The sequence below is a fragment of the Lentzea sp. NPDC054927 genome (assembly GCF_053610285.1).
Map to the genome: position 1 here is coordinate 1 of NZ_JBSGXZ010000026.1, position 23591 is coordinate 23591.

General features: G+C 67.1%; 26 protein-coding genes. 9 read left to right on the forward strand and 17 right to left on the reverse strand.

Annotated features, from left to right (window positions below):
* Positions 1-321: 321 nt before the first annotated feature.
* Together uvrB and ACWGE0_RS28395 are read right to left on the reverse strand one after the other, a co-directional pair.
* The gene (gene uvrB, locus ACWGE0_RS28390; protein WP_452263946.1) at positions 322-2484 is read right to left on the reverse strand and encodes an excinuclease ABC subunit UvrB; all 2163 of its coding nucleotides are present in this window, start codon (positions 2482-2484) and stop codon (positions 322-324) included.
* Positions 2485-2539: 55 nt separating this feature from the next.
* Complete coding sequence (locus tag ACWGE0_RS28395; RefSeq protein WP_452263947.1) at positions 2540-3628, reverse strand: DUF5685 family protein; 1089 nt, start codon at positions 3626-3628, stop codon at positions 2540-2542.
* A 50-nt stretch (positions 3629-3678) separates the two neighbouring features.
* On the opposite strand from ACWGE0_RS28395, the gene ACWGE0_RS28400 reads away from it, so the two are divergent.
* A complete protein-coding gene (locus ACWGE0_RS28400) occupies positions 3679-4188 on the forward strand; it encodes a DUF402 domain-containing protein (RefSeq protein ID WP_452263948.1) in 510 nt (169 codons plus the stop codon).
* A gap of 88 nt (positions 4189-4276) precedes the next feature.
* Positions 4277-4795 carry a DUF402 domain-containing protein gene (locus tag ACWGE0_RS28405; RefSeq protein WP_166054304.1) on the forward strand — a complete coding sequence of 173 codons (519 nt, stop codon included), beginning with the start codon at positions 4277-4279 and terminating at the stop codon, positions 4793-4795.
* Here the strand turns inward: ACWGE0_RS28405 and coaE are convergent.
* From coaE to rpsA, 4 genes are all read right to left on the reverse strand, one after another.
* Positions 4771-5919 (reverse strand): dephospho-CoA kinase, encoded by a 1149-nt coding sequence (gene coaE / locus ACWGE0_RS28410; RefSeq protein ID WP_452263949.1) that lies wholly within the window; start codon positions 5917-5919, stop codon positions 4771-4773. The genes ACWGE0_RS28405 and coaE overlap by 25 nt on opposite strands.
* 9 nt (positions 5920-5928) lie before the next feature.
* Positions 5929-6528: a hypothetical protein gene (locus tag ACWGE0_RS28415; RefSeq protein ID WP_452263950.1), complete on the reverse strand. Its 600-nt coding sequence runs from the start codon at positions 6526-6528 to the stop codon at positions 5929-5931.
* Positions 6529-6674: 146 nt separating this feature from the next.
* Complete coding sequence (locus tag ACWGE0_RS28420) at positions 6675-7586, reverse strand: hypothetical protein (RefSeq protein WP_452263951.1); 912 nt, start codon at positions 7584-7586, stop codon at positions 6675-6677.
* A gap of 192 nt (positions 7587-7778) precedes the next feature.
* Positions 7779-9269, reverse strand: a complete 1491-nt coding sequence (gene rpsA / locus ACWGE0_RS28425; RefSeq protein WP_319972286.1) for a 30S ribosomal protein S1 — start codon at positions 9267-9269, stop codon at positions 7779-7781.
* A gap of 179 nt (positions 9270-9448) precedes the next feature.
* Here rpsA and ACWGE0_RS28430 point away from each other — a divergent pair, with 179 nt between their 5' ends.
* The 5 genes from ACWGE0_RS28430 to ACWGE0_RS28450 all read left to right on the forward strand — a co-directional run bounded on the left by ACWGE0_RS28430 (position 9449) and on the right by ACWGE0_RS28450 (position 14410).
* On the forward strand, positions 9449-10282 hold the full coding sequence (locus ACWGE0_RS28430) for a class I SAM-dependent methyltransferase (protein ID WP_452263952.1): 834 nt from the start codon (positions 9449-9451) through the stop codon (positions 10280-10282).
* A gap of 11 nt (positions 10283-10293) precedes the next feature.
* Positions 10294-11214, forward strand: coding sequence for an N-acetyltransferase family protein (locus ACWGE0_RS28435; protein WP_452263953.1), 921 nt, complete (start codon positions 10294-10296; stop codon positions 11212-11214).
* Positions 11215-11292: 78 nt separating this feature from the next.
* Positions 11293-11925 (forward strand): ATP-binding cassette domain-containing protein, encoded by a 633-nt coding sequence (locus ACWGE0_RS28440; protein WP_452263954.1) that lies wholly within the window; start codon positions 11293-11295, stop codon positions 11923-11925.
* Positions 11922-13838: a YhgE/Pip family protein gene (locus ACWGE0_RS28445; RefSeq protein WP_452263955.1), complete on the forward strand. Its 1917-nt coding sequence runs from the start codon at positions 11922-11924 to the stop codon at positions 13836-13838. The genes ACWGE0_RS28440 and ACWGE0_RS28445 overlap by 4 nt, the downstream gene beginning before the upstream one ends.
* Positions 13835-14410, forward strand: coding sequence for a TetR/AcrR family transcriptional regulator (locus ACWGE0_RS28450; RefSeq protein ID WP_452263956.1), 576 nt, complete (start codon positions 13835-13837; stop codon positions 14408-14410). Before ACWGE0_RS28445 ends, ACWGE0_RS28450 begins: the two co-directional genes overlap by 4 nt.
* Here the strand turns inward: ACWGE0_RS28450 and ACWGE0_RS28455 are convergent.
* Together ACWGE0_RS28455 and ACWGE0_RS28460 are read right to left on the reverse strand one after the other, a co-directional pair.
* Complete coding sequence (locus tag ACWGE0_RS28455; RefSeq protein ID WP_452263957.1) at positions 14407-14913, reverse strand: hypothetical protein; 507 nt, start codon at positions 14911-14913, stop codon at positions 14407-14409. The genes ACWGE0_RS28450 and ACWGE0_RS28455 overlap by 4 nt on opposite strands.
* Entirely contained in the window at positions 14913-15491 is a 579-nt protein-coding gene (locus tag ACWGE0_RS28460) for a DUF4328 domain-containing protein (protein WP_452263958.1), read from the reverse strand. The genes ACWGE0_RS28455 and ACWGE0_RS28460 overlap by 1 nt, the downstream gene beginning before the upstream one ends.
* A gap of 118 nt (positions 15492-15609) precedes the next feature.
* On the opposite strand from ACWGE0_RS28460, the gene ACWGE0_RS28465 reads away from it, so the two are divergent.
* On the forward strand, positions 15610-16077 hold the full coding sequence (locus ACWGE0_RS28465; protein WP_452263959.1) for a hypothetical protein: 468 nt from the start codon (positions 15610-15612) through the stop codon (positions 16075-16077).
* Between the two features lie 4 nt (positions 16078-16081).
* Here ACWGE0_RS28465 and ACWGE0_RS28470 read toward each other — a convergent pair whose 3' ends face one another.
* Positions 16082-16594, reverse strand: coding sequence for a hypothetical protein (locus tag ACWGE0_RS28470; RefSeq protein WP_452263960.1), 513 nt, complete (start codon positions 16592-16594; stop codon positions 16082-16084).
* Entirely contained in the window at positions 16591-17163 is a 573-nt protein-coding gene (locus ACWGE0_RS28475; RefSeq protein ID WP_452263961.1) for an AAA family ATPase, read from the reverse strand. The genes ACWGE0_RS28470 and ACWGE0_RS28475 overlap by 4 nt, the downstream gene beginning before the upstream one ends.
* A gap of 59 nt (positions 17164-17222) precedes the next feature.
* Here ACWGE0_RS28475 and ACWGE0_RS28480 point away from each other — a divergent pair, with 59 nt between their 5' ends.
* Positions 17223-18077 (forward strand): HEAT repeat domain-containing protein, encoded by an 855-nt coding sequence (locus ACWGE0_RS28480; protein ID WP_452263962.1) that lies wholly within the window; start codon positions 17223-17225, stop codon positions 18075-18077.
* A gap of 59 nt (positions 18078-18136) precedes the next feature.
* On the opposite strand, the gene ACWGE0_RS28485 is transcribed toward ACWGE0_RS28480, so the two are convergent.
* The 7 genes from ACWGE0_RS28485 to ACWGE0_RS28515 all read right to left on the reverse strand — a co-directional run bounded on the left by ACWGE0_RS28485 (position 18137) and on the right by ACWGE0_RS28515 (position 23557).
* Positions 18137-18340: a cold-shock protein gene (locus ACWGE0_RS28485; RefSeq protein ID WP_086665400.1), complete on the reverse strand. Its 204-nt coding sequence runs from the start codon at positions 18338-18340 to the stop codon at positions 18137-18139.
* A gap of 170 nt (positions 18341-18510) precedes the next feature.
* Positions 18511-19026, reverse strand: a complete 516-nt coding sequence (locus ACWGE0_RS28490) for a hypothetical protein (protein WP_452263963.1) — start codon at positions 19024-19026, stop codon at positions 18511-18513.
* Between the two features lie 36 nt (positions 19027-19062).
* A complete protein-coding gene (locus tag ACWGE0_RS28495) occupies positions 19063-20109 on the reverse strand; it encodes a Gfo/Idh/MocA family protein (RefSeq protein ID WP_452263964.1) in 1047 nt (348 codons plus the stop codon).
* Positions 20110-20114: 5 nt separating this feature from the next.
* Entirely contained in the window at positions 20115-20591 is a 477-nt protein-coding gene (locus tag ACWGE0_RS28500) for a hypothetical protein (RefSeq protein WP_452263965.1), read from the reverse strand.
* The gene (locus ACWGE0_RS28505; RefSeq protein WP_452263966.1) at positions 20588-21415 is read right to left on the reverse strand and encodes a carbohydrate ABC transporter permease; all 828 of its coding nucleotides are present in this window, start codon (positions 21413-21415) and stop codon (positions 20588-20590) included. Before ACWGE0_RS28505 ends, ACWGE0_RS28500 begins: the two co-directional genes overlap by 4 nt.
* On the reverse strand, positions 21412-22311 hold the full coding sequence (locus ACWGE0_RS28510) for a carbohydrate ABC transporter permease (protein WP_452263967.1): 900 nt from the start codon (positions 22309-22311) through the stop codon (positions 21412-21414). Before ACWGE0_RS28510 ends, ACWGE0_RS28505 begins: the two co-directional genes overlap by 4 nt.
* Positions 22312-22318: 7 nt before the next feature.
* Positions 22319-23557, reverse strand: coding sequence for an ABC transporter substrate-binding protein (locus ACWGE0_RS28515; RefSeq protein ID WP_452264053.1), 1239 nt, complete (start codon positions 23555-23557; stop codon positions 22319-22321).
* Positions 23558-23591: the final 34 nt, after the last annotated feature.

The window sequence follows — 23591 nt, forward strand, 5'->3', positions numbered from 1 at the left end:
GTTTTTTTTTTTTTATACTCCCCCGTCTTTTTTGGGGGGGGGGGGGGGGTGTTTTTCATCTTCTATTGTTTTTTGGTGCTGCCCCCCCCCCTCCCCGCGTGTGGCTCGCTCTGGCGCGCTAGACGGGGAGCCCACCACCCAAAACGCAACCACCAACGCAACGCAACTCCGCCCAACGCAACAGGCGTGCCACCAACCCGCGCACGGCGTAGGGGGCTCTTTTGGGAGTGTCGGGGGCGAGGGGGCGGAGCCCCCACCCCACGCACGCAGCAGGAACCCGCCCAACGCAACCCAACCACCCACGAAAGCCGCGTCAGGCAATCACTTAACCCCAGCCGCGTCCATCCCCCGCAGCTCCTTCTTCAAATCCTGAATCTCATCCCTCAACCGAGCCGCCAACTCGAACTGCAACTCCCGAGCCGCATTCATCATCTGATCACTCAACGACTGCACCAAATCCGCCAACTCCGACCGAGCCATCCCAGACCGCTCATGAGCCTGCAACACCCCAGCCGACCGGCCACCTTCCCCGTTGGCCCGCTTCCCCCGAGACTGATTCCGCCCAGATCCCCCGACCGGAACCTCGTCCTCGACCTCGGAGTACACAGCCTCCAAAATGTCAGTGATCTTCTTCCGCAACGGCTGTGGATCAAGCCCGCGCTCAGTGTTGTAAGCGACCTGCTTCTCCCGCCGCCGATTGGTCTCCTCGATCGCATGCCGCATGGAGTCGGTGATCCGGTCCGCATACATGTGGACCTCACCGGACACGTTACGAGCAGCACGACCAATCGTCTGAACAAGCGAAGTCCCCGACCGCAGGAACCCTTCTTTGTCAGCGTCGAGGATCGCAACCAACGAAACCTCAGGAAGGTCCAGCCCTTCCCGCAGCAGGTTGATACCGATCAACACGTCGTACTCACCGAGCCGGAGCTGCCGCAACAACTCCACCCGCCGCAACGTGTCCACCTCGGAGTGCAGATACCGAACCCGGATCCCCAGCTCGAGCAGGTAGTCCGTCAGATCCTCTGCCATCTTCTTCGTCAAAGTCGTGACGAGGACACGCTCGTCCCGCTCCGCCCGCTCCCGGATCGAGTGCACCAGATCGTCGATCTGCCCCTCGGTCGGCTTCACGACGACCTCCGGGTCGATCAGGCCGGTAGGCCGGATCACCTGCTCGACGAACTCACCACCGGACTGACCGAGCTCGTACGGCCCCGGAGTCGCGGACAGGTAGACGACCTGCCCGATCCGGTCGGCGAACTCCTCCCAGGTCAACGGGCGGTTGTCCAACGCGGACGGCAGCCGGAACCCGTGCTCGACGAGGTTGCGCTTGCGGGACGCGTCGCCCTCGTACATGCCACCGATCTGCGGCACGGTCACGTGCGACTCGTCGATGACCATCAGGAAGTCGTCCGGGAAGTAGTCCAGCAGGGTCGCCGGCGCCGTCCCCGCGCCACGGCCGTCGATGTGGCGGGAGTAGTTCTCGATGCCGTTGCAGAACCCGACCTGCCGCATCATCTCGATGTCGTAGGAGGTGCGCATGCGCAGCCGCTGCGCCTCCAGCAGCTTGCCCTGGCGCTCCATCTGGGCCAGCGTCGTCTCCAGCTCGGCCTCGATGTCGCGGATGGCCCGCTCCATGCGCTCCGGGCCGGCGACGTAGTGCGTGGCCGGGAAGATCCGGAGTTCGGAGACCTCGCGGACGACGTCACCGGTGAGCGGGTGCAGGTAGTAGAGCTTGTCGATCTCGTCGCCGAAGAACTCGACGCGGACGGCGAGCTCCTCGTAGGACGGGATGATCTCGACCGTGTCGCCGCGCACGCGGAACGAGCCGCGGGTGAACGACATGTCGTTGCGGGTGTACTGGACGTCGACGAGCAGGCGCAGGAACGCGTCGCGGTCGACCTCGACGCCCGTCTCCAGCTGGATCGAGCGGTCGAGGTACGACTGGGGCGTGCCCAGGCCGTAGATGCAGGACACCGAGGCGACCACGATGACGTCGCGCCGGGTGAGCAGCGACATCGTGGCGGAGTGGCGCAGCCGCTCGACGTCCTCGTTGATCGAGGAGTCCTTCTCGATGTACGTGTCCGTCTGCGGGATGTACGCCTCTGGCTGGTAGTAGTCGTAGTAGCTGACGAAGTACTCGACCGCGTTGTGCGGGAAGAGCTCCTTCAGCTCATTGGCCAGCTGGGCGGCCAGCGTCTTGTTCGGCGCCATGACGAGGGTGGGGCGCTGCAGCCGTTCGACCAGCCACGCCGTGGTCGCCGACTTGCCCGTACCGGTGGCGCCGAGCAGCACCACGTCGCGCTCGCCGGTGCGCACGCGGCGTTCCAGATCGTCGATGGCCGCCGGCTGGTCACCGGCCGGCTGGTAGTCGCTGACCACGCGGAACTGCCCGTCGGAGCGGACGATGTCGCCGACGGGACGGTGCTCGGAGTGCGCCTTGACGGTGCTCTCCTCTGGCGGGAGCTCGGTTGCGAAAGCCACGGGAAGCACGTTACGCCGAGGGTCTGACAATTTCCGATCGGGCCTGGTCAGAGCCCTAATCGCAGGGGCAGCAGTTGCAGTCGCAGCAGTCACACCCGTCGCAGTCGAACGGGTTGTTGCGCCACTTGTCGCTCCACGGGCCGGGGAACGGGTCGCGGCAGCAGAACTGGCAGGTCCCGCACATGTACAGGGACGCGCCACAGCCTTCGAAGAACCCGCGCGGCCGCGGCTGGTAGGTCAGCCTCGGGTACGCCCACGGCCCCCGGCCGGGGTTCACCGGGGTTCGCCTGCCGTCGTCGTGCCGGTCCCGGCCGAACACCCGGATGACCGACTCCTCCAGCTCGTGCACCAGCAGCTTGTGCACCAGCCGTGCGTCGGTGAACTCGACCTCGTCCAGCGCCAGCCTGATGCCCGTCAGAGCGTCCAGGCACAGCCGATGCGCCTCGGCGACCGACGTCCCGGTGGCGATCAACGGGTTCCACGCACCCGCCGCGCGGTCCGCTTCCATGTCCTCCACGGCATCGAGCAGGTGCGCGACCCGCCCGAACAGCCGCCCCACCTCGCGCAACGGCTCGGCGTTCTGCGGCCTCCCGGCGATGAACGCCGTCTCCGCCACCGCGAACCCGGTCGCGGTCTCGGTCGGCTCGGTCACCACCAGCACCGAACTGCCCAGCCCCGCCGCGGCCTCGACCAGAGGCTGCCGCCGCACCGAATCCACCATCACCGACGCGTCGAAGCCGAGGTCGGAGGCCGTGCCCAGCCCCTTGGCTGCCCATCGCTGCGCGACCGCGCGCCCCGCCCACCCGAGCCGGCCGGCCAGCCCGTCCCCGTCGTCCACGTGGTCGTGGATCTTCAACGACGCCAGCACCAGCGACACCGACGCCGCCAGCCGCGCACCGTCACCGATCGCGACGTCCGCGGACTTCAGTCCCCGCAACGCGCACGGCCCTGCCGGTCGCCGCGAGACGCCGGACTGCGCCTCGACCGCGGCCGAGATCATCAGCCCGTCGTAGTTGGTGACGAGACGCGAAAGGTGACCGTGCTCGTCGCGCAACGACAGGCACATCCCGCACAGGTGCGCGAGCCACGACGACCGCAGCTCAACGCCCATTCTGTTGCGGCAGGGGCGGATGATCCCGAACATGCGCGGCATCCTAAGTGGCCGCACGGCGCAACGATGGCAGTATCGCTGACGTGGCACACATCCATCCGCCGAAGATCGAGTACTTCGACCTGGACGCCAAGAGCAACACAGATCCCAAGGGTCTGTTGAGGAGCGTCGACGAGTACCGCCTCACCCCGACGGGTCTCTACATGTTCCGGCCGCTCGCCGGGCATCCGAAGATCAGCCACTTCGAGAGCTGGTTCGTGCCCAAGCTCAACATCAGGGTCACCCGCCAGTCCTGGCACCCCGGCCACGAGCTCGACTTCGACTTCTACGTGGACGTCGTGGAGATCAACGCGGTCGGCAGCGTCTGGAAAACCACCGATCTGTACCTCGACCTGATCGTCCGGACGGGGCACAGCGTGATCGTGCTGGACACCGACGAGTTGATCACCGCAGTTCAGCACAGTCTGATCACTCCGGAACGCGCGCAGTGGGCGCTGGAAACCACCTACTCGGCGGTGTCCGGCATTTCAGCGCACGGTCACGATGTGGTCAGGTGGCTCACCTCTTCAGGTTGTCCCACCAGCTGGCGTTGATACACAGAGTGTGGTCGTCATCTGACCGTGACGTAACGAATCGACCCGGCGTGTAACTCCAAGCACATATTTGACTACCCTCAGCGTCGTGGGAGCGGTCACTACACCTCAGCTGGTCGATGTCGTCGACACCATTTCCGGCGTGCGAACCTATTCGTCCGGCGGCTCGCGAACTCTCAGTTCGTGCGATGTCGAACGGTGGGGTCTGCGGATCGAGCATCCCACCCCGGAAGACCCGTTCTCCGACGCCGAGGTCACCTGGCTGATGCCCGAACTGGGCGTGCGCCTGACGACTTACCGCGCCCGCTCTCGGCACGCCCGCAGCGGCCCGAGCGTGCTGTCCGCGGTCCGCGTCGAGCGCGATCACCGCCACTGGCAGACCACGGACCTGTTGCTGGGCCTGGCAGTCCCCGGCGGCACCACGGCCCGCATCGTGCGCAGCGAGGAGTTCGCCGCCGCCGTGGCAGGCCGCGTCCTGCGCCCCGGCGACGCCGACCAGGCGCTGCGCACGGTCCACCGCACCCTCGAAGAACTCAGCAACGTCAACCACAACCTCACCTCGTGGCTGACGTGGCACGGCATCTACGACGCCTGGCCGCCCCTGTAGGCCTCGACCCGCGCGACCGCCGCCTCCATCCACGGTTCCTTCGCCTCCCCGTAGGCGAAGGCGCCGGCATCGGCCGCGAACCGCTGGGACAACTCGAGCTTGAGCGCCGCGTACTCCTCCCGAGCCTGACCGTCGTGCCGCAGCCAGTCCCGGAAATCGACGGCCCACCGCCAGTTGGCAGCACCCTCGATCCGCAGGTGCAGGTTCACCCGCCGCCCAGGATCCGACCCGGCGTGCAACCGCTTGCTCCACTCCCCTTCACCACGAGGCGTGTCCTCATACGGCCCCACGTACGGAAACCCGGCCAGCGCCAACGCGTCCTGCAACCCGTCAGCGGTCTCCATGTCCTCAACGGCAAGCTGAAAATCCAGCACGTCCTTGGCCGCCAGCCCAGGCACAGCCGTGGACCCGATGTGCTCCACGCGCCGCCCACCAGCCGCGACACTGATCCGCCGTGCCACCCGCCGAGCCTGCGCAGGCCACCGCTCGTCATACGGCACCACAATCGGCGACCCGGACGCATACGACTGCGTCCGAACGTTCTTCTCGAACCCCACCAGCCGATCCCACAACCCGGTGACGTCCGGAATCTCCCCGGAGTTGTCCAGCCACACGTCAGCAACAGCCCGCCGCTGCTCATCCGTGGCCTGCGCGGCAATCCGCTTCTCCGCGTCCGCCCGATCCATCCCCCGGCTGCCGACCAGCCGCCGCAACCGAGTCTCGGCGTCCGCATACACCACGATCACCAGGTGATACGCCGCCGCCATCTCCCGCTCCACCAGCAACGGGATGTCGTGCACCACGATCGCGTCCTCAGGAGCCTCAGCCATCCGCTGCCCGGTCAACGCCCCAATACGCGGATGCGTGATCCCGTTGAGCGTCTGCCGAGCCTCCTCAGAAGCAAACGCCTTGGCAGCCAACGCAGCCCGGTCCAACGTGCCGTCCCCGTTCAGCACGTCCTCACCAAAGGCCTTGACGACCTCCCGAAGCCCGTCACTCCCAGGCTCCAGCACCTCACGCGCAAGCTTGTCCGCATCGATGACCACCGCACCGTTAGCAGCGAGCAAACGCGCAACCGTCGACTTGCCGGACCCGATTCCCCCGGTCAACCCCACCCTGAGCATGCCGCCAGGTTAGACCGGCGGCGTCATCGACTGCTGGGCCAGTACCGGCAAGATCGCCACGAGCTTCTCCTTGGGGATGAAGTTGTTGCGGTTGCGCACCACGAACGTCGACTTGCCGAGGTACCCGATGAGCAGCTGCTCGTCCTTGCCCTCGATCAACGTCCCCTTCTGCTTCCCGACATCAACCTCAGTGACCTTGGCCCCCTCAGCCCGCTCGGCCTCAACGCTCTCGCCAACCCGAGTACGAGCCGTCAAGTCGTCCGTATAGGTCGACAACCCGATGACGATCTTCGCTTCAGGCAAGTTCTTCTTCTCAGGAATCCCGTAGTAGCAATCGATCTTGCCAGTACGCCCGATCCCAGGCTCCTTGATGCCGATGATGATCCGAGGCTCCCCAGGCAACTCCTGCCCGAGCGTCGCATTCATCACCTCAACCGGCACCACGAGCTCACAGTCGTCCGGCAACGCCCGATCCACCATCAACGGCACCCGCGAAGGCGTAGTAGGCGGCGTGATCTTCGGGATCTGCGGCGGCGGCGCCTGAGTCTGCGGAACCGCAGCATTGCAACCCGCACACACCACAGCCAGCGCAACCGCGCTCAGCACCACGAAGAACTCGTTCCCACGCATAGGTTTGTCAACCTACACAACGGACTCAGCCCTCCACCACAGAGTGAACGGGTCACCCCCCAAGCGACGCCCAGTCGTTCAGCAAAGGCGTCTGCAAGTACCACCAACTCATGGTCAAACCGCCGTTAACTACACCCAACTCCCCTCGCGCTCAAGCCCCGCCGCACCGCAGCCACGAACCCCTCCGGATCGTGCACCACGTCCCACCACGTGAATCTGAGCAGCGTCCAGCCGAGATGCAGCAAGCGGTTCTGCCTGTGCCGATCTCGATGCAACGCACGCGGAGCGTTGTGCACAGCAACGCCGTCGAACTCCATACCGAGTTGGCATTCTGGATAAGCGGCGTCGAGGCGCGCTACGAGCTCACCGCCGTCGAAAACCTCGTACTGAGTGCTCGGCGGCATGACGCCAGCGTCCCTCAGCACAAGTCTGCCAGCGGTTTCCAGGATCGACTCTGCTCGCCCGTCCGCCTCAGCCACCCGCAGCTTGATCACACCGTCGCCACGTCCTCCGACACGCGCCGACAACGACATGGCGATCTGACGCGGAGAGACGACTCCGCGGCGGACAGCATCATCGATCGCCCAAACAGCGTTGAGCCTGGGCACTTCAGCAGACATGTCGAGCAACGAACGCACTGCGCTAGTCACGGGTACGCCATCACGAAGTTCGACGTCACCCTGCGCGAGAGCCCGGCCGTGACAGATCAACTCGCGTCTCCGGATACGCCGCTCGTTGCGTGCGACGGTGACGTGTTCCGGCCATCTTCCATCAGGTACAGCTAGCCCATGGACGCGCGCAGCGGTCTGATGACTCGCAACCGCATCTGCTACCCCAGAACTCAGCACAGCGGCCCTCGCCAACGCCAACGGAGCCGACTCTGATCCTCGGCGCACGTACACACAACGTTGCACGCGTCGAATCCGTCCCGTCCGCAGCGCCTTCATGATCTGGTCGGGATCTACGCCGTCACGCAGCGCCCGCTCACGCAAGATCAATCCGTCGTGCTCAATGACATCGTCAATCCACTCGTCCATCGGCTCAGCCTGCTACAGCCCAACCTCGCAGTGCTGCCTTGCTCCTGAACCTGTGGATAACCCAGGCAGTTGGTAGTAGATAAGTGCCTGTTGATCTCGGGTTGGCGGTACTTGCAGACGCCACAAGGACAGGCAAAAGGCCCCCGCACCGGAGTGCGGGGGCCTTCAGGCCTAACTACCTACACGGCAGACTCACATGCCGCCAGACAGCTTCTCCCGAAGAGCAGCAAGCTGCTCATCCGAGGCGAGCGTCCCACCGGACTGAGCCGGCGCGCCGACCGAAGCCGAAGGAGCGTCCCCACCGGAGGTGTAGTTGCCCGCACCCTCAGCAGTCGCCTCTTCCTCAGCCTCAGCAGCCTTGCGGATCTGCTTCATGTGGGCCTCGTAACGAGTGTGGGCCTCAGCGTACTGACGCTCCCACTCCTCACGCTGCTTGTCGAAGCCGTCCTGCCACTCCTGGGTCTCCGGGTCGAAGCCCTCGGGGTAGATGTAGTTGCCCTGGTCGTCGTACTCGGCGGCCATGCCGTACTGGGTCGGGTCGAACTCGGTGTCGACCGTGAAGCCCTCGTTGGCCTGCTTGAGCGACAGCGAGATGCGGCGACGGTCGAGGTCGATGTCGATGACCTTGACCATGACGTCGTCGCCGACCTGGACGACCTGCTCCGGGATCTCGACGTGGCGCTCGGCCAGCTCGGAGATGTGGACCAGGCCCTCGATGCCCTCGTCCACGCGGACGAACGCACCGAACGGAACCAGCTTCGTGACCTTGCCCGGCACGATCTGAGCGATCGCGTGGGTGCGGGCGAACTGGCGCCACGGGTCTTCCTGGGTCGCCTTCAGCGAGAGGGAGACGCGCTCGCGCTCCATGTCGACGTCGAGAACCTCGACGGTGACTTCCTGGCCGACCTCGACAACCTCGGACGGGTGGTCGATGTGCTTCCAGGACAGCTCCGAGACGTGCACGAGGCCGTCGACGCCACCCAGGTCCACGAAGGCACCGAAGTTGACGATCGAGGACACGACGCCCTTGCGGACCTGGCCCTTCTGCAGCTGGTTGAGGAACTCGCTGCGGACCTCGGACTGGGTCTGCTCGAGCCACGCGCGGCGGGACAGGACCACGTTGTTGCGGTTCTTGTCCAGCTCGATGATCTTCGCCTCGAGCTCACGGCCGACGTACGGCTGGAGGTCGCGGACGCGACGCATCTCGACGAGCGAGGCGGGGAGGAAGCCGCGGAGGCCGATGTCGAGGATGAGACCACCCTTGACGACCTCGATGACCGTGCCCTTGACGGGCTCGTCCTTCTCCTTGAGCGCCTCGATGGTGCCCCACGCACGCTCGTACTGAGCGCGCTTCTTGGAGAGGATCAGTCGGCCTTCCTTGTCCTCCTTCTGGAGAACAAGCGCCTCGACCTCGTCACCGACCTTGACGACCTCGTTGGGGTCGACGTCGTGCTTGATCGACAGTTCGCGCGAGGGGATGACGCCCTCGGTCTTGTAGCCGATGTCGAGCAGGACCTCGTCCCGATCGACCTTGACGATGGTGCCCTCAACGATGTCGCCATCGTTGAAGTACTTGATCGTCTTGTCGATAGCTGCGAGGAAGTCCTCCTCCGTCCCGATGTCGTTGATCGCGACCTGCTTGGGAGCAGCGGCAACGGGGGCGGTGGTGGTGTCGGTGGACATTAGGTAGGTGGCTCCGGTACGGATTGGCATTGATTGGCTGGTAGTGGTGCGCGCGCAGCGTCGCAGCGACCTGGAATCCGTCGGTTCTGGATCATGGGCAGCACTAACCCACTACGCACGCGATATCGTACGCGGCCGCGAGACGAGCAAGCAAACCAGCCCCCATGTGAAGGAGCAGTGTGTCCAACCAGCACGCGAGCGCGGAGCAAGCGCTCGGCACGGCCGGCATCGTCAAGCGCGGGGCGGACGCCGCCGAGTCACGCGTGGCGAACCGCATCTGGTGGGACGCCGACGCCGACGACTACCACGACACGCACGGCGACTTCCTGGGTGCGGCGGACTTCGTCTGGTGCCCGGAGGGCGTGCGAGAAGAGGACTCCCGATTCCTGGGTGAAGTCGCTGGTCAGCGCATCCTCGAGGTCGGCGCCGGCAGTGCTCCGTGCGCCCGTTGGCTCAAGGTCAACGGCGCGAACGTCACCGCGCTCGACATCTCCGAGGGCATGCTCCGCCACGCGCGGGAGAACAACGCCAAGACCGGTATCGACGTCCCCCTGGTGCAGGCCAGCGCTGATCAACTGCCCTTCCGCGACGGGAGCTTCGACGCCGCCTGCTCCGCGTTCGGCGCCGTGCCGTTCGTGGCGGACGTGCGGGAGGTCTTCAGCGAGGTCGCCCGCGTGTTGCGCCCCGGCGCGCCGTGGGTGTTCGCGGTCAACCACCCGATGCGGTGGATCTTCCCGGACGACCCCGGCCCGCTCGGCCTCACCGTCACGCAGTCGTACTTCGACCGCACCCCCTATGTAGAGGTGGACGGCGAGGGTCACGCCGTCTACGTCGAGCACCACCGCACGCTCGGCGACTACGTCCGCGCGCTCACGAGCACGGGATTCGTCGTCGAAGACCTCGTCGAGCCCGAGTGGCCGAAGGGTCACACCCGCAACTGGGGCCAGTGGAGCCCGCTGCGCGGCAAGCTCTTCCCCGGCACCGCGATCTTCCGGACCCGTCTGACGTCGTAACCTCCTCGTTCATGACCTCGGCACGCGGACTAGTGGCGGCCCAGTCAGCTCGTTTCGCGGCGCTGGACCCGTTGCTCCCACCCGCCACCGAACCGCCGACGGACGGCCACGTCCTCACGGCGGCGCTGGCGGACGGCGAGCGCGTCGCCGGGGTCATCAGCCACCAGAGGTTCGACCGGCTCTCGACCACCCGGCTGTGGTCGGCGGCGGAGGTGTGGGAGCTGTTGCCGCTGGTCGGCGACACACAGGGCATGGACGCGCTCCTCAAGCGGTGGCGCAAACACCTCGACACGCAGGAGATAGGCGACGACACGGCGTGCGTCGTGCACTGGCCGAGCCGTGACACGAAGGCCGCACGGGCGTTCCTCGACCACGGCCTGGTGCCGCTGTCCGTGCTCGGGGTCAGGCTGCGGACTCCCCATCCGCACGTCCCCCGCACGCTCACGATCCGCCGGGCCACCCCGCACGACCTCGAGACCGTGCTGGAGCTGTCGCTCGCGGAGCTGGAGTACTCGTCGTTCGTCGGCTCCACGATCGTCCGCCCGGAGGCACCGGCCCTCAAACGACGCGCGCTCGTCGACCGCCTGAACAACGCGAGCCCCATCTGGCTCGCCGAACGCGACGGCATCGCGGTGGCGCTCGCCGAGTGCGCGATCGTGTCGTCCGAACCGGGCACCAGCGCGGCCACGAGGCTGCCGCGCGGCCGCTGGGGTTATGTGAACTGCGTCTCCGTGCTGCCCGGCGCCCGCGGCAGCGGCATCGGCCAGCAGCTCGTCGCCCACGCCCACCAGGAACTTCACCGGATGGGCGCGGTCGGCACGTACCTCTACTACAACCCGCCGAACCCGCTGAGCTCGGTGTTCTGGCCGCGTCAGGGCTACCGGCCGCTGTGGACCGTGTGGGAAGTACGCCCCGCCTCCGCCCTTAGGTGACCTATGTCCGAGTTGCCGTTGGCAGAGGTCTGCGGGAGAATTTGTACTGACCGGTCAGTTTAAACGGAAGGTAAAGACGTGGAGATCCACGCAAGTCGCGCAGGTGTCAACGGGGGACATGGTCCCCTGCTCCGGCCGACTTCGCTGACCGTGAAGCCCGGCGAGCTGACCCTGGTCGCGGGTGAGCCCGGCACCGGTCACACCGCGCTCGGCCTGCTGCTGTCCGGTCGGATGAAGCCCTCGACGGGCACGGTGTCGCCGGACGCGAAGACGCTGCGCAAGCAGGTCGTGCTGGTCGACGCCCCCGAGGTGAACGAGCCGGAGGACGCGCTGTCGCTGGCGGCCGTCGTCGGCGAGGAGCTCGCGATGAACGGCATGCCGTCCGGCAAGAAGGCGGTGCACGACTGGTTGGTCGAGCACGCCGCCGACGAGCACGCCAACAAGCGTTTCGAGCACGTGCCGGCGCACACCCGTTGTGCGGTGATGCTCGAACTGGCCTCCGAACGCCCTGGCGTCACGGCGCTCGTCCTCGACTGCCCGGACCGCTACCACCCCAACCCGCGCGAGTGGTTCGCCTTGGCGCACGACTACGTGACCCCCGAACGGTCTGTGGTCGCCCTGTGCTCGAACAGCTCCGCTCACATCCTCGACATCCCGCACGCGCGCCTTGGTGAGGACAACAACGACACCAAGATGGAGATCACCGCATGAGCGCCCTTCGCATGGCCTTCAACGAACTTCGCCGGATCACCTCCGGCAAGCTCCCCAAGCTCGCCGTCCTGGCTCTGGCGCTGGTGCCTCTGCTGTACGCCTCGCTTTACCTGTACGCCAACAAGGATCCGTACGCGAACCTCAACAACGTGCCCGCCGCGCTGGTCGTGAAGGACAAGGGCGCGAAGGACCTCAACGCTGGCAAGGACGTCGCGGACGAGCTGCTGAAAGGCAAGAAGTTCAACTGGCAGGTCGTCGACGACGCCGACGAGGGTGTGCGCAAGGGCAAGTACATCTTCGCCCTCACGCTGCCGGAGGACTTCTCCGAGGCGCTTACGTCCGCGGAGCAGAACAAGCCGCGCCAGGGCGTGCTGACGCTGACGACGAACGACGCCAACAACTACCTGGGCAGCACGATCGCGAACCAGGTCGTCTCCGAGGTGCGCCGCGCGGTCACGGCGAAGGTCTCGACCGAGGCCGCCGACAAACTGCTGCTCGGCTTCTCCACGATCCGCCAGGAGACCACCAAGGCGGTCGACGGCGCCAAGCAGCTCGCGGACGGCAGCGCCACGCTGCGGGACAAGATCGGTGAGCTCGACAGCGGCGTCCAGCAGCTGTCCACCGGTGCGGTGACGGCCGCCAACGGTGCCGCGCAGCTGCGTGACGGCACGCACGAACTCCGTTCGCAGACCGCACCGTTGCCCGACGGCGCGAAGAAGATCGCCGACGGCGCGCGCCAGGTCGCGAACGGCAACGAGACCGCCGCGACCCAGGCCGAGGAGTACGCGAAGAAGGCCCAGGCCCTCGTCGGCGTGCTCGACCAGGCCAACGGCGACATCGCGGCCCGCTTGCGCGCGTTGGGGTTCACCGAGGACCAGGTGCAGAACGTGCTGACCACGCTCGGCCAGGTCCGCAAGCCCGTCGACGACGCCAACGGCAAGGTCCAGGGCGCCGCCGGTGACCTGCGCAAGCTCGCGACCGGCGCGGACCAGGTGGCCGACGGGGCCGAGCAGCTCTCGTCCAAGATGCCCGGCCTGGTCGCCGGCGTCGTCAGGCTCGACGACGGCGCGACGAAGCTCGCCGACGGCAACGCGCAGCTCCGCGACGGCCTGCAGAAGGCCGCGACCGGTACGCCGCAGCTCAAGGACGGCGCCACGAAGCTCGCGAGCGGTTCCGCGGAACTGCACGACGGCCTGTCAGGTGGGGTGAACAAGATCCCGAACCAGGACGACCCGACCCGGGCGGCCATCGCGCAGGCGATCGGTGACCCGGTGGCGGTGCGCGGCCTGTCCCAGACGAAGGCCGCCACCTACGGCGCCGGCCTCGCCCCGTTCTTCCTGGGCCTGGCGACGTGGATCGGCGCGTTCGTGCTGTTCCTGCTGCTGCGCCCGCTCTCACGCCGTGCGCTGGCCGCGGGTCAGTCCGCGCTGCGAGTGGCGTTGGGTGGTTGGTTGCCAGGTGCGTTGCTCGGCGTCGTGCAGGTGCTCGTGATGTTCACGGTCGTGCGGTTCGTGGTGGACATCGAGCCGTCGAACCCCTTCGGCACGTTCGGGTTCCTCGTGCTGATGTCACTGACGTTCGTGGCGATCCTGCACGCGCTGAACGCCGCGTTCGGCGCTGTCGGCAAGTTCCTGGGGCTGATCCTGCTGATCCTGCAGCTGGTCAGCGCGGGTGGCACGTTCCCGTGGCAGACGATCCCGGTGCCGCTGTATCCGCTGCACTACGGCCTGCCGATGGGCTACGCGGTCGACGGCCTGCGCCACCTGATGTACGGCGGTGACCTCGGCAGCGTCGGAAAGGATGCGCTGATCCTTCTCGCCTGGCTGCTCGGAGCCCTAGCCTTGTCGTCCGTGGCGGCCTACAAGCAGCGGGTGTGGACAGCGTCCAAGCTGAAGCCGGAGCTCGTGCTGTGAGCGCGCGCACGACAGCGACCAAGCAGAAGCTCTTCGACGCGGCGTTGAAGCTGGTCGGCGAACGGGGCGCGGCCTCGGTGACGGTCGACGAGATCGCCGCGGAGGCAGGTGTCGCCAAGGGCACGATCTACTACAACTTCGCCTCGAAGGACGCCCTGGTCGAGGCCCTGCTGCACCACGGAGTGGAGATCCTCGCGGGCCGGCTGCGGTCCGCCGAGGGTTCCGAGGACTCGCTGGAGGCGCTGGTCGACGAGATGCTCGGCTTCTGGGCCGAGTACCCGGCGTTCGGCCAGCTGCTGGTCTCCGAGCTGTGGCGCACGCCGGGCCAGTGGCACGGCACCCTCTCACTGCTGCGCGACGACATCGTGTCGATCGTGCGCGGCCACATGAAGCGCCTGTCCGACGCGGGCCGCCTGCCAGAAGGGGTCGAGGTCGGCACCGCGTCGGCCGCGTTGTTCGGCACGCTGCTCGTGATCGCGCTGGACTGGCAGGTCTTCCAGCCGGAGCGGTCACGGGCGGACGTGCGCGACTCGGTCATGCACCTGGTGCGCGGACTGGGACCGGCCCGTTAGAGCTCAGCCACCAGTTCGGGCCGCTGCAACGCAGTGACCTGTGCGATCACGACCGCCGCCAGTGCGGCCGCCACGACGGCCAGCACCGCGGACGCCACCGCGACAGCGCGATAGCCGGATCCGCTGTCGAGGAACACCTCCACCGCCTCTGACGCCATCATGGCCAGGAAGGTCCACTGCCACGGCTTGATCCACCGGCTCGGCACCCGTTGCTCGAACGGCACGTCCCGCTGCGCGTGGTCGGACGCCCGCCAGATGTCCGCCATCTGCTTCACCTCGCGCAACGCGATGGCACTGGCGTTCTGCGAGGCGTTGCGGACCCAGATCCCGAACGCCACGGCAGCGGGCGCCATCAGCAGCAGCACCGTCAGGTCCCACATCGGGTCGCCGTCGCTCGGGTGGAGCGCCGTGCCGATCACGGACGCGACGGCCACCACCGCGATCAGCACCTGGCTCACGTGGCCGCTGATCCGGACGTCCTTCAGATCGATGTAGCCGCTCATCACGCCTCCACCTGAACGGGAACGGCTTCCTGCATCCCGTTCACCCGCTTGATCATCTGGGCGGCGAGCACCGCGGCCGTGATCGAGGCCAGCACGGCGATCGTGGCCAGCATCGCGACGTCCTGCTCGGCGCTCAGGCCTGCCACCGTCGAGATCAGGTTCGAGCCGATGTAGCAGAGCCACCACGCCTTGACGAGGCCGCTCTCGGGCCGCTGCTTCAGCCCGGCCATGGGCCGCGTGCGGTCCGACCCGCGCCAGATGTCCTGCATCACCGCGTACGGGATGAACAGGTTGGCGAGCGGGATGATCCAGCCGACGAACACCCACATGTTGGTGTAGCGAGCCTGGTGCGTCGACGTGATGACGTCGGCGTTGAGCCGCGCCTGACTCATCCACACGACGAACAGCACACCGGCCACGACGTGCACGAGCAATGAGATCCAATAGGAGATCTCGGCCGCCGCCACGGACACGGTGACCCACGACATCGCGGTCGTCGCGACCTCGACGGTCACCGCGATCGCGATCGCTCCCGCAGCCGCCGTTCCGATGGCATGCGCGGGCCTGACAACACTCATGACTTCCCCCAGAAAACCCACGTCCCCCGACGTCGGCGCGGAGCGTACAACCTCAACGCCCGATCGAGCGATACCTTTGGTCGAGCGGAGCTAAACGACCGCCGGTACGAACGAAGACATGCCGAAACCGCTAAGCATCCTCGTCGCTCTGCTCGCGTGCACCGTGCTGACGGCCCCCGCGGCGCTGGCCGAACCCGAACCCGCGAAGGCCACAGCCGACTTTCAGGAAGCGCTGTTCACCCCGGTCGCCGGCGTCCTCGACTTCGAGGAGACAGCCGACGGCATCAAGGTCGCCGGCGAGTTCAAGAAGGGCTTCGCCTCCGACGTGCCGTCGGACTACCAGCTGGTGATCCTCGACAACGCGGAGGTGATCCTCGACTTCAGCAAGGACTTCCAGAAGGTCGCCGAGATCGAGGCGGCGGAGGTCACGGCGTTCGAGTTCGTCACGAAGACCAAGCAGAAGATCAAGGACATCCGCAACGAGGACGTGGTCGTCCGCCAGCTCGTGGACGTGGCGGCCGGCATCAAGGTGCAGGCGGAGATCGGCCGGGCGAAGGTCCAGAAGACCGAGGTCCGGCAAGGCTGAGGCTTCAGCGGGCGTCCTCGTGATGCAGCGAGGGCGCCCGTCCCTCCAACGCCCGTTCGACCGCCTCCGACACCGCACGGCTCGTGCGCTGTGTGGCGTCGTGCATGAAGTGACCGAGCAACACCTGCTGAGTCGGGTGCGGCAGCACCGGGTCCGGCACCGGCGTCGAGGTGTGCACCTCCACCACCGGCGCGTTGTCTGCCAGAAGGTGCTGCACGGCCTTGAGCACACCAGCGCGGTAGTTGTCGTGCACCCACGCGACCAGCAGGTTCACCGGCTTGCCCTGCAGCTCGTACTCGACCTCGGACGCCAGCTCGTGCGGCTTGGTCCAGTCCGCCCTGACCCACGTAGGCCGGTGCCCCCGGGAGATCGTCGCCCGCGCCGCCCGTCCAGGCGCGTCGTCGGCCATCAGTGGCCGGGTCCGCGACGGCAGCACCACCCGCCACCCGCGCGCCACCAGCAGCTGCGCACATCCCGCCAACATCCCGGTACCGCCGAGCACCAGCGCCGTTCTCACCGAGCACGCTCCTCCCCGACCGAGGCGAGCGGTCCCGAGAGCCACCGCTCCACCTGCCCCTGCCCGCGCAACCGCACGACCACGACGTCGTCGACCAGGGCGAGCACCCTGGCCCGGTTGCGCCGGTAGCTCTTCCAGCCCCATCGCAGGATGTGCTCGGAGTCGGTGAACGCCGACCACAGCGACGGCTCCTGGTTACCGTTCCACAACTCCACCCCTGCCGCGCGACGTCTGACCGTGCGACTCACCAGCCGCCCCATCACGACCGGGAACTGGTGATCGAGCCACACCACGGTGTCCGCCCGAGCCAGCAACGCGGGCCGCGCCGCCTTGTACTGGTACTCGGTGACCCAGCGGTCCTCCCGCACGAACGCGGCGACCTCGGCGAGGAACTCCGGCCGCGGCGTCCACTGTGGACCCCAGTAGAGGCTGTCCAGCTCGACGCGCGGGAGAGCGTGCTGATCGGCGATGCGACGGCACAGCGTCGACTTGCCCGATCCGGCGTTGCCCGCGACGAGAACACGCCGGGGCACGTGCGGCAGCGGATCAGCTGGTCCGAGCAACGGCATCGGGCCAGATTAGGCGAAAACCCAATGATCACAACACTTTCCGCCGCTACGCTCCGGACATGAAAGAGCTGGTCTTTCGCGGCATCACGACCAGGGATCCGCAACGGATCCGCTGTCTCGGCCTGACGGTGAACCCGTCCGCGCCGGACGAGGTTCTCCTGGTGCTGGCGTCGAGCGACCTGCCGGACGTCATGGAGCACCTCTCCAGACGCCGCTCGCTCCCCCTCGCGATCGTCGGCCTGCTGATCGGCTACTGGCGCCGCACCGGTGACGTGGCCCCGCTGGGCTACCCGTCGGGCAGGCGCTACCTGTCCGAGGACCTGGTGCGCGAACTGGCCACGGCACACGGCCCGGCGGAACGGAGCGTGGCGGCGGAAGCGATGCCGCTCCCGGTCGAGCTGATGGAAGTGCTGGTCAGGGACGACGAGGTGGAGGTGCGACTGCTCGTGGCCGGACGCCCTGACCTGCCGGAGAGCGTGGCGGAGATCCTCGTTCAGGATCCGGATTCCTACGTGCGCCGGCATGTGGTGGATCAGGTGGGGCCGCAGTGGTTGCCGGTGCTGGCACGCGACCCCGAGCCGGCGATCCGCGCGTTCGCCGCCTGGAGTCCGGCGACGAGCGAGGATCTAGTGGACGAACTCGCCCACGACCCGGACCCGTGGGTGCGCAGAACAGTCGAGGAAAGGCGATCGCCGATCGAGAAACCGAGCTCGAACCACACCCCGCGGGAGGTCCAGGATTCGGAGGAGGAGCGCGCCGCGAGACCTGCGGCTGATCCGGACACTCCACCCGGTGTGCTCACCGACCTGGCGCTGGGCGACCACAACCTGCTGGTGCTCTACAAAGCGTGCCGGAACCCGGCACTGCCGATCCCGGCGATGCGGCGGATCGTCGAGCCGCTGCGCCGACCGTGAAAACGACCGCAGGGCCTCCGGAGCGACTCCGGAGACCCTGCGATGTGAAGCTCGGAACGTCAGAGAGCGGTGACGTTCGTCGCCTGCGGGCCCTTCTGGCCCTGCGTGACGTCGAACGAGACCTTCTGGTTCTCCTCGAGGCTGCGGTAGCCGCCGCCGTTGAGGGCCGAGTAGTGGACGAAGACGTCAGCGCCGCCGTCCTCGGGGGCGATGAAGCCGAAGCCCTTTTCGGCGTTGAACCACTTGACGGTGCCGTTTGCCATGTACTGCTCCTTCAATGCTGAAGAGCAGGCCACACTGTGTGGCCGCTCCATGGTTGGTCGTGAGCCGACCTACCCCATCCGCGAAGAAGGAGAAGCGCTCGCAACTGAAGTTCGGCGAGCGTGCAAAGACACGAACACAAAACCGCAACCAATGAGTCAGTCTAGCAAACTCAGCGGCGCTTGCGCGGGGGTACCGCGAACCTCTGTTGCATCCACGACACCCGCCAGATGAGGTAGCAGGCGAGGCCGGCTGCGGCCAGTGCGCACAACGTGGACAGGGTCGAGAACACCACGTACGCACGTGTGTCGAGCAGCAGCGATTCGAGGATGTCGCACATCACCATTGCCAGGAACGTGTACTGCCACGGCTTGATGAGCGGGCTCGCCACGCGCTGGTCGAACGGCACGTCTCGCTGTGAGGGGTCGCTGGCCTTCCACACCTGTGGCATGAGGCGCACGCCGTGCAGGGCGATCGCCTCGGCGTTGTGGGTGGCGGCGCGGAACCAGATGACGAACGCCACAGCCGCGGGCACGACCAGCACGATGGCGAGGAAGCTCCACGAGGACGATCCGCCCCGCCAGTCGTTGACCGTGCCCCAGACGGACTCGGCCGCGACCAGCGCGATGAGGCCCTGGCTGACGAAACCGGTCAGCCGGACGTCCTTCAAGTCGATGTAGGTGTCCAACGCCACTCCCCGAACACAACGGACCCGGCGGGGAGACTACCGCCCGAAACCGCAGCCCAGCTCGTCGAACGTCGCGATCTTCTCCGCCGCGCGCACGACCACCTCGTCGATGCCGTCCAGCACCACCCGGTCGCCCACGCGGCGGGCCGGCAGCAGCGGCACGTCGGCCTTGCCGCACTGCTCGACGACCGACGTGAACGCCCGTGCGGCGGCCAGCGGGGCGACGAGGGGCTCACCGGTCTGGCGGTGCCGGATCAGGTTCTCCAGCAGGTCGACGGAGGGCGCCACGGCCATCTTGTGGTCGTTGACCGTCAGCCGGTCGTCGTCGTACCACCAGACGGCCTGCCCCAACGAGCCGTGCACGAGCACAACCGGTGGCAACGATGTCGTGGCGCACAGCGTGGTGGCCACCACGACCGGAGGCGCGCCATCGGCCGTCACCCGGACACAGGCCGTGTCGTCGGCGGTGATCGTGTCGCGGCACCGGAACAGCTCCAGCTCGACCGCGATGTCCGACCGTTCCTCGACATCGGCGAGCAGCAGGGCGTTCTGCAGAGCGTGTGCGAACGGGTTCACGAGCGTGCCGTCCTCGCCCTGCCGTCCCGCCCAAGTGGCGCGCTCGTAGTAGGAGTCCGTGCGCACCCAACGCCCCGCGGCACCGATGCCGGAGATGTCCCCCAACGCGCCGGAGCCGATCAACGAGCAGAGACGCCGGTACGAGCCCAGCCCCTGCGACTGGAACCCGACCTGGCACACCAGCCCGTGCTTCGCGGCGGCCGCGCCGATCTCGTCGTAGTCGGCCACCGACAGCAGCGCCGGCTTCTCCACGAGCACGTCGCAGCCCAACTCGAACGCGTTGAGAACGAGATCCCGGTGGGTCGAAGGCGGTGAGGAGATCACCACGATCTCGGGGTGGAGTTCCTCGGCCAGCGACAGCAGGTCCGGATAGGACGGCACCGGCACGTCCACGTCCGCCACGTCGACGACACCGACGAAGGTGGCGACCCCGTCGTGGCCGAGCCGGAGCAGGTTCTCCACGTGCCGCGCCCCGTGCCCCCGAGCGCCGACCAGCGCAACACGCATCGTTCTCACCCTTCTCGGGTGGACTCCGCCGCGAGCGCCAGGGGTCCGCCGATCACCAGCGCCAGCGGAGGCAGGGCCCACACCAGCACACCGGCGACCACCAACGCGGCCATCAGCATCGGCCGAGGTGCTGCGAATTTCAATGCGCCGCGCCAACCAAGACACGCTTGCGACAGGATCCATGCACCAATGGCGGACGTCGCGGCCAGCACGGCGCCCCGAACGGGTAGCGGCGCGGGCAGCACGGTCATCACCAGCACGACGTCCACCACCAGCACCAACCCCAGCGCCGCGAACACCACCCCCGGCAGCCACTGGACGCGCAGCAGTGACCAGAACCGCCCGACCGGAAGACCGCCCCGCAGGACGGCGCACGCCGCCCCGAAGGCGGCGAACGCGGTCACCAGCGGGAGCGATGCCACGAACACGAAGACCCCGATCAGCAGGGTGTCGGCGAGGACCTCCAGCCGTTCGCGGGTCATCCCTTCAGCCCCGTCGTGGCCACGCCGGCGACCAGGAACCGCTGGAACGCCAGGAAGAACAGCCCGATCGGCACCAGTGACAGCACCGACATCGCGAACATGGGCCCGTACGAGGACGACGACGTCTGGTCGATGAACAGCCGCAGCCCCATCGGGATCGTGTAGTTCTCGGTCGACGACAGGTAGATCAGCTGCGAGAAGAAGTCGTTCCAGGTCCAGATGAACGTGAAGATCGCCGTGGTCACCATGGCCGGGCGGGACAGCGGCAGCACCACGTACCGGTAGTTGCGGATCGGCCCGCAGCCGTCGATCTTCGCGGCCTCGTCCAGCTCGTACGGGATGCCGCGCATGAACTGCACCATCAGGAACACGAAGAACGCGTCGGTCGCCAGCAGCTTCGGCAGGATCAGCGGCACGAACGTGTCGATCATGTCGAGCCGCTGGAACACCACGTACTGCGGGATCAGCGTGACGTGCGCGGGCAGCATGATCGTGACCAGCGCGAACGCGAACAGCGGGCCGGACAGCCGGAACCGCAGCCGGGCGAACGCGTAGGCCGCCAGCGAGCACGACACGACGTTGCCGATCACGGCACCGGAGGCGACGATCGTCGAGTTGCCCAGGAACGTCCAGAACGACTCACCGCCCGCGCCCTCCAACGCACCCGCGTAGCCATCGGTGGTCACGCGCCCGGGAAACAGCGACCGCAGGTTCGCGACGAGGTCCTCGACCGGGGTGAGCGACGCCGAGATCAGCCAGACGATCGGGTACAGCACCAGCGCCAGCGCGGCCAGGCACAGCAGGAAGGTCGCGGCCCGCTTCATCGTTCGTCCCCGTAGAACACCCAGTACCGCGAGGTCCGGAACAGCACCGCGGTGATCAGCGCGATCGCCACCAGCAGCACCCACGCCATCGCGGAGGCGTATCCCATGCGGAACTCCGTGAACCCGCGCTCGTACAGGTAGAGCGTGTAGAACAACGTCGAGTCGGCCGGTCCCCCGCGCCCGCCGCTCACCACGAACGCCTGCGTGAACGCCTGGAACGCGTGGATCGTCTCCAGCACGAGGTTGAAGAACAGCACGGGCGACAGCATCGGCAGCGTGATCGACCAGAGCCGGCGCCACCAGCCGGCGCCGTCCACCGCGGCCGCGTCGACCAGGTCGCGCGGGATCTGCTGCAGCCCGGCCAGGAAGATCACCATCGGGGCGCCGAACTGCCACGCGGACAGCAGCACGATGGTGATCAACGCGTAGTCCGGCGTGTCGACCCAGGTGTCGAAGATCGCCCGCCACGCCAGCGCCAGGCCGACCGAGGCGCCCAGTAGCGAGGGCGCGTAGAAGGCCGAACGGAAGAACGCCTGTCCCTTGCCGCGCAACGAGTTCAGCAGCAACGCGACAGCCAGCGCGAGCACCAGTTTCAACGGCACCGACCACACGACGTACTTGAGCGTCACGCCGACCGACTGCAGGTAACGCGGGTCGTCGCCGAAGAGCTTGGCGTAGTTGTCGAGCCCGACCCATTGCGGTTCGTTGAACAGGTCGTAGTCGGTGAACGACAGGTACAGCGACACGATCATCGGTGCGACGGTGAGGCCGATCGCGCCGAGCAGCCACGGACCGAGGAACAGGTACGCGACGCCCTGCGAGTTGTTCGGCCGCCGAGGGGGCGCGCCCTCGACGACCGACTTCACCGGTGCGGGAGAGACCCGCTCGGCGAGCACCACGGCGCTACTTCAGCGCTTCTTCTGCGTCGCGCCAGAACTCGTCCAGCGCCTGGTCGATGGTCTTCTTGCCGAACACGACTTCCTCGTGTTTGCGCTGCATCAACTTGTAGATCGTGCCGTCACCCTTGGGCGGCGCGGGCGGGGCGTCACCGAGCTTCGCGTCGACCGACTTCTGGTACTCGAAGATCACCTTGTTGGCGCCGCTCAGGTTCTGCGCCACGGCGTCGCGGATCTTCAGGTTCGCCGGCAGCCCGCGGTTCGCGCCGAGGATCTTGCCCGCGTCCGGGTCGTTCAGCAGGAAGTCGATCAGCTTGACCGCCGCGTCCTTGTTCTTGGTGCGGGCCGAGGCGCTGATCAGCTGCGACGGCTTGCGATAAGAACCGAGAGTTTCCTTGCTGTCACTGGGATACGGGCCGAGCTTCAGCTCGTCAGGGCGCACAGTGTTGTAACCGCCGTAGAGGCTGTCGTAGCTGTGCTCGGACGCCGAGAGCTTCTTGCCCATCGGGGTCTGCTCGGCGCCGGCGTTCAGCGTGGTCACCAACTCCGCCGGAGTCGTCGCCTTGGCGTCGCGGAAGTCCTTGGAGAGCTGCCAGAACGCCTTCAGGTCGTCCTTGGAGTAACCGAGCTTGCCGTCGTCATAGAGCTTCTTGCCGCGCTGCCGCAGCCAGGTCTCGAAGACGTCCTCGGTGCCGCCGAAGTCCGTGGAACCCGCGATCTTGCCGCCGGTGCTCGCCTGGATCTTGCCCGCGATCTCCTTGTAGTCGGCCCAGGTCCAGCCGATCTTCGGTTCGGCGACGCCCGCCGCGGTGAACAGCTTCGGGTCGTAGACGATCGTGGTGGCGTTCTGCGCCAACGGCATCGCGACCTGCTTGCCGCCCAGCTTACCGCTGTCGACGAAGCCGGGGTTCCAGTCCGCCGTGCGGATCTCCTTGCCCACGTACGGGGTGAGGTCGAGCAGCACGTTGCGCCCCGCGTACTCGTTGAGGTAGCGGTAGTCCATCTGGATCACGTCCGGCGCGTTGCCGCCCGCGATCTCGGTGGAGAGCTTCTCGAAGTAGTTCTGGAAGTTCTGGAACGACGTCGCGACCTTGATGTTCGAGTTGCGGCTCTCGAACAGCTTCACCGCCTCGTTCGTCACCTTGGCGCGGTCGTCGTTGCCCCACCAGATGAACCTGATCTCGGCCTGGCCGTCACTCGCTGATCCGCCGCCACAACCGGAAGCCACGAGCGCGGCTCCCAGCACCAAGCCCACAACCTTGTGCGCTTCCACAGATTTC

Bases quoted from the DNA above. Each gene is read 5' to 3' on its own strand.
- ACWGE0_RS28480 (WP_452263962.1), top strand. From the start codon at position 17,223: ATGAAAGAGCTGGTCTTTCGCGGCATCACGACCAGGGATCCGCAACGG.
- ACWGE0_RS28495 (WP_452263964.1), bottom strand. From the start codon at position 20,109: ATGCGTGTTGCGCTGGTCGGCGCTCGGGGGCACGGGGCGCGGCACGTG.
- ACWGE0_RS28465 (WP_452263959.1), top strand. From the start codon at position 15,610: ATGCCGAAACCGCTAAGCATCCTCGTCGCTCTGCTCGCGTGCACCGTG.
- ACWGE0_RS28475 (WP_452263961.1), bottom strand. From the start codon at position 17,163: ATGCCGTTGCTCGGACCAGCTGATCCGCTGCCGCACGTGCCCCGGCGT.
- ACWGE0_RS28445 (WP_452263955.1), top strand. From the start codon at position 11,922: ATGAGCGCCCTTCGCATGGCCTTCAACGAACTTCGCCGGATCACCTCC.
- rpsA (WP_319972286.1), bottom strand. From the start codon at position 9,269: ATGTCCACCGACACCACCACCGCCCCCGTTGCCGCTGCTCCCAAGCAG.
- coaE (WP_452263949.1), bottom strand. From the start codon at position 5,919: ATGCTCAGGGTGGGGTTGACCGGGGGAATCGGGTCCGGCAAGTCGACG.
- ACWGE0_RS28505 (WP_452263966.1), bottom strand. From the start codon at position 21,415: ATGAAGCGGGCCGCGACCTTCCTGCTGTGCCTGGCCGCGCTGGCGCTG.
- ACWGE0_RS28460 (WP_452263958.1), bottom strand. From the start codon at position 15,491: ATGAGTGTTGTCAGGCCCGCGCATGCCATCGGAACGGCGGCTGCGGGA.
- ACWGE0_RS28395 (WP_452263947.1), bottom strand. From the start codon at position 3,628: ATGTTCGGGATCATCCGCCCCTGCCGCAACAGAATGGGCGTTGAGCTG.
- ACWGE0_RS28435 (WP_452263953.1), top strand. From the start codon at position 10,294: ATGACCTCGGCACGCGGACTAGTGGCGGCCCAGTCAGCTCGTTTCGCG.
- ACWGE0_RS28420 (WP_452263951.1), bottom strand. From the start codon at position 7,586: ATGGACGAGTGGATTGACGATGTCATTGAGCACGACGGATTGATCTTG.
- ACWGE0_RS28500 (WP_452263965.1), bottom strand. From the start codon at position 20,591: ATGACCCGCGAACGGCTGGAGGTCCTCGCCGACACCCTGCTGATCGGG.
- ACWGE0_RS28455 (WP_452263957.1), bottom strand. From the start codon at position 14,913: ATGAGCGGCTACATCGATCTGAAGGACGTCCGGATCAGCGGCCACGTG.
- ACWGE0_RS28485 (WP_086665400.1), bottom strand. From the start codon at position 18,340: ATGGCAAACGGCACCGTCAAGTGGTTCAACGCCGAAAAGGGCTTCGGC.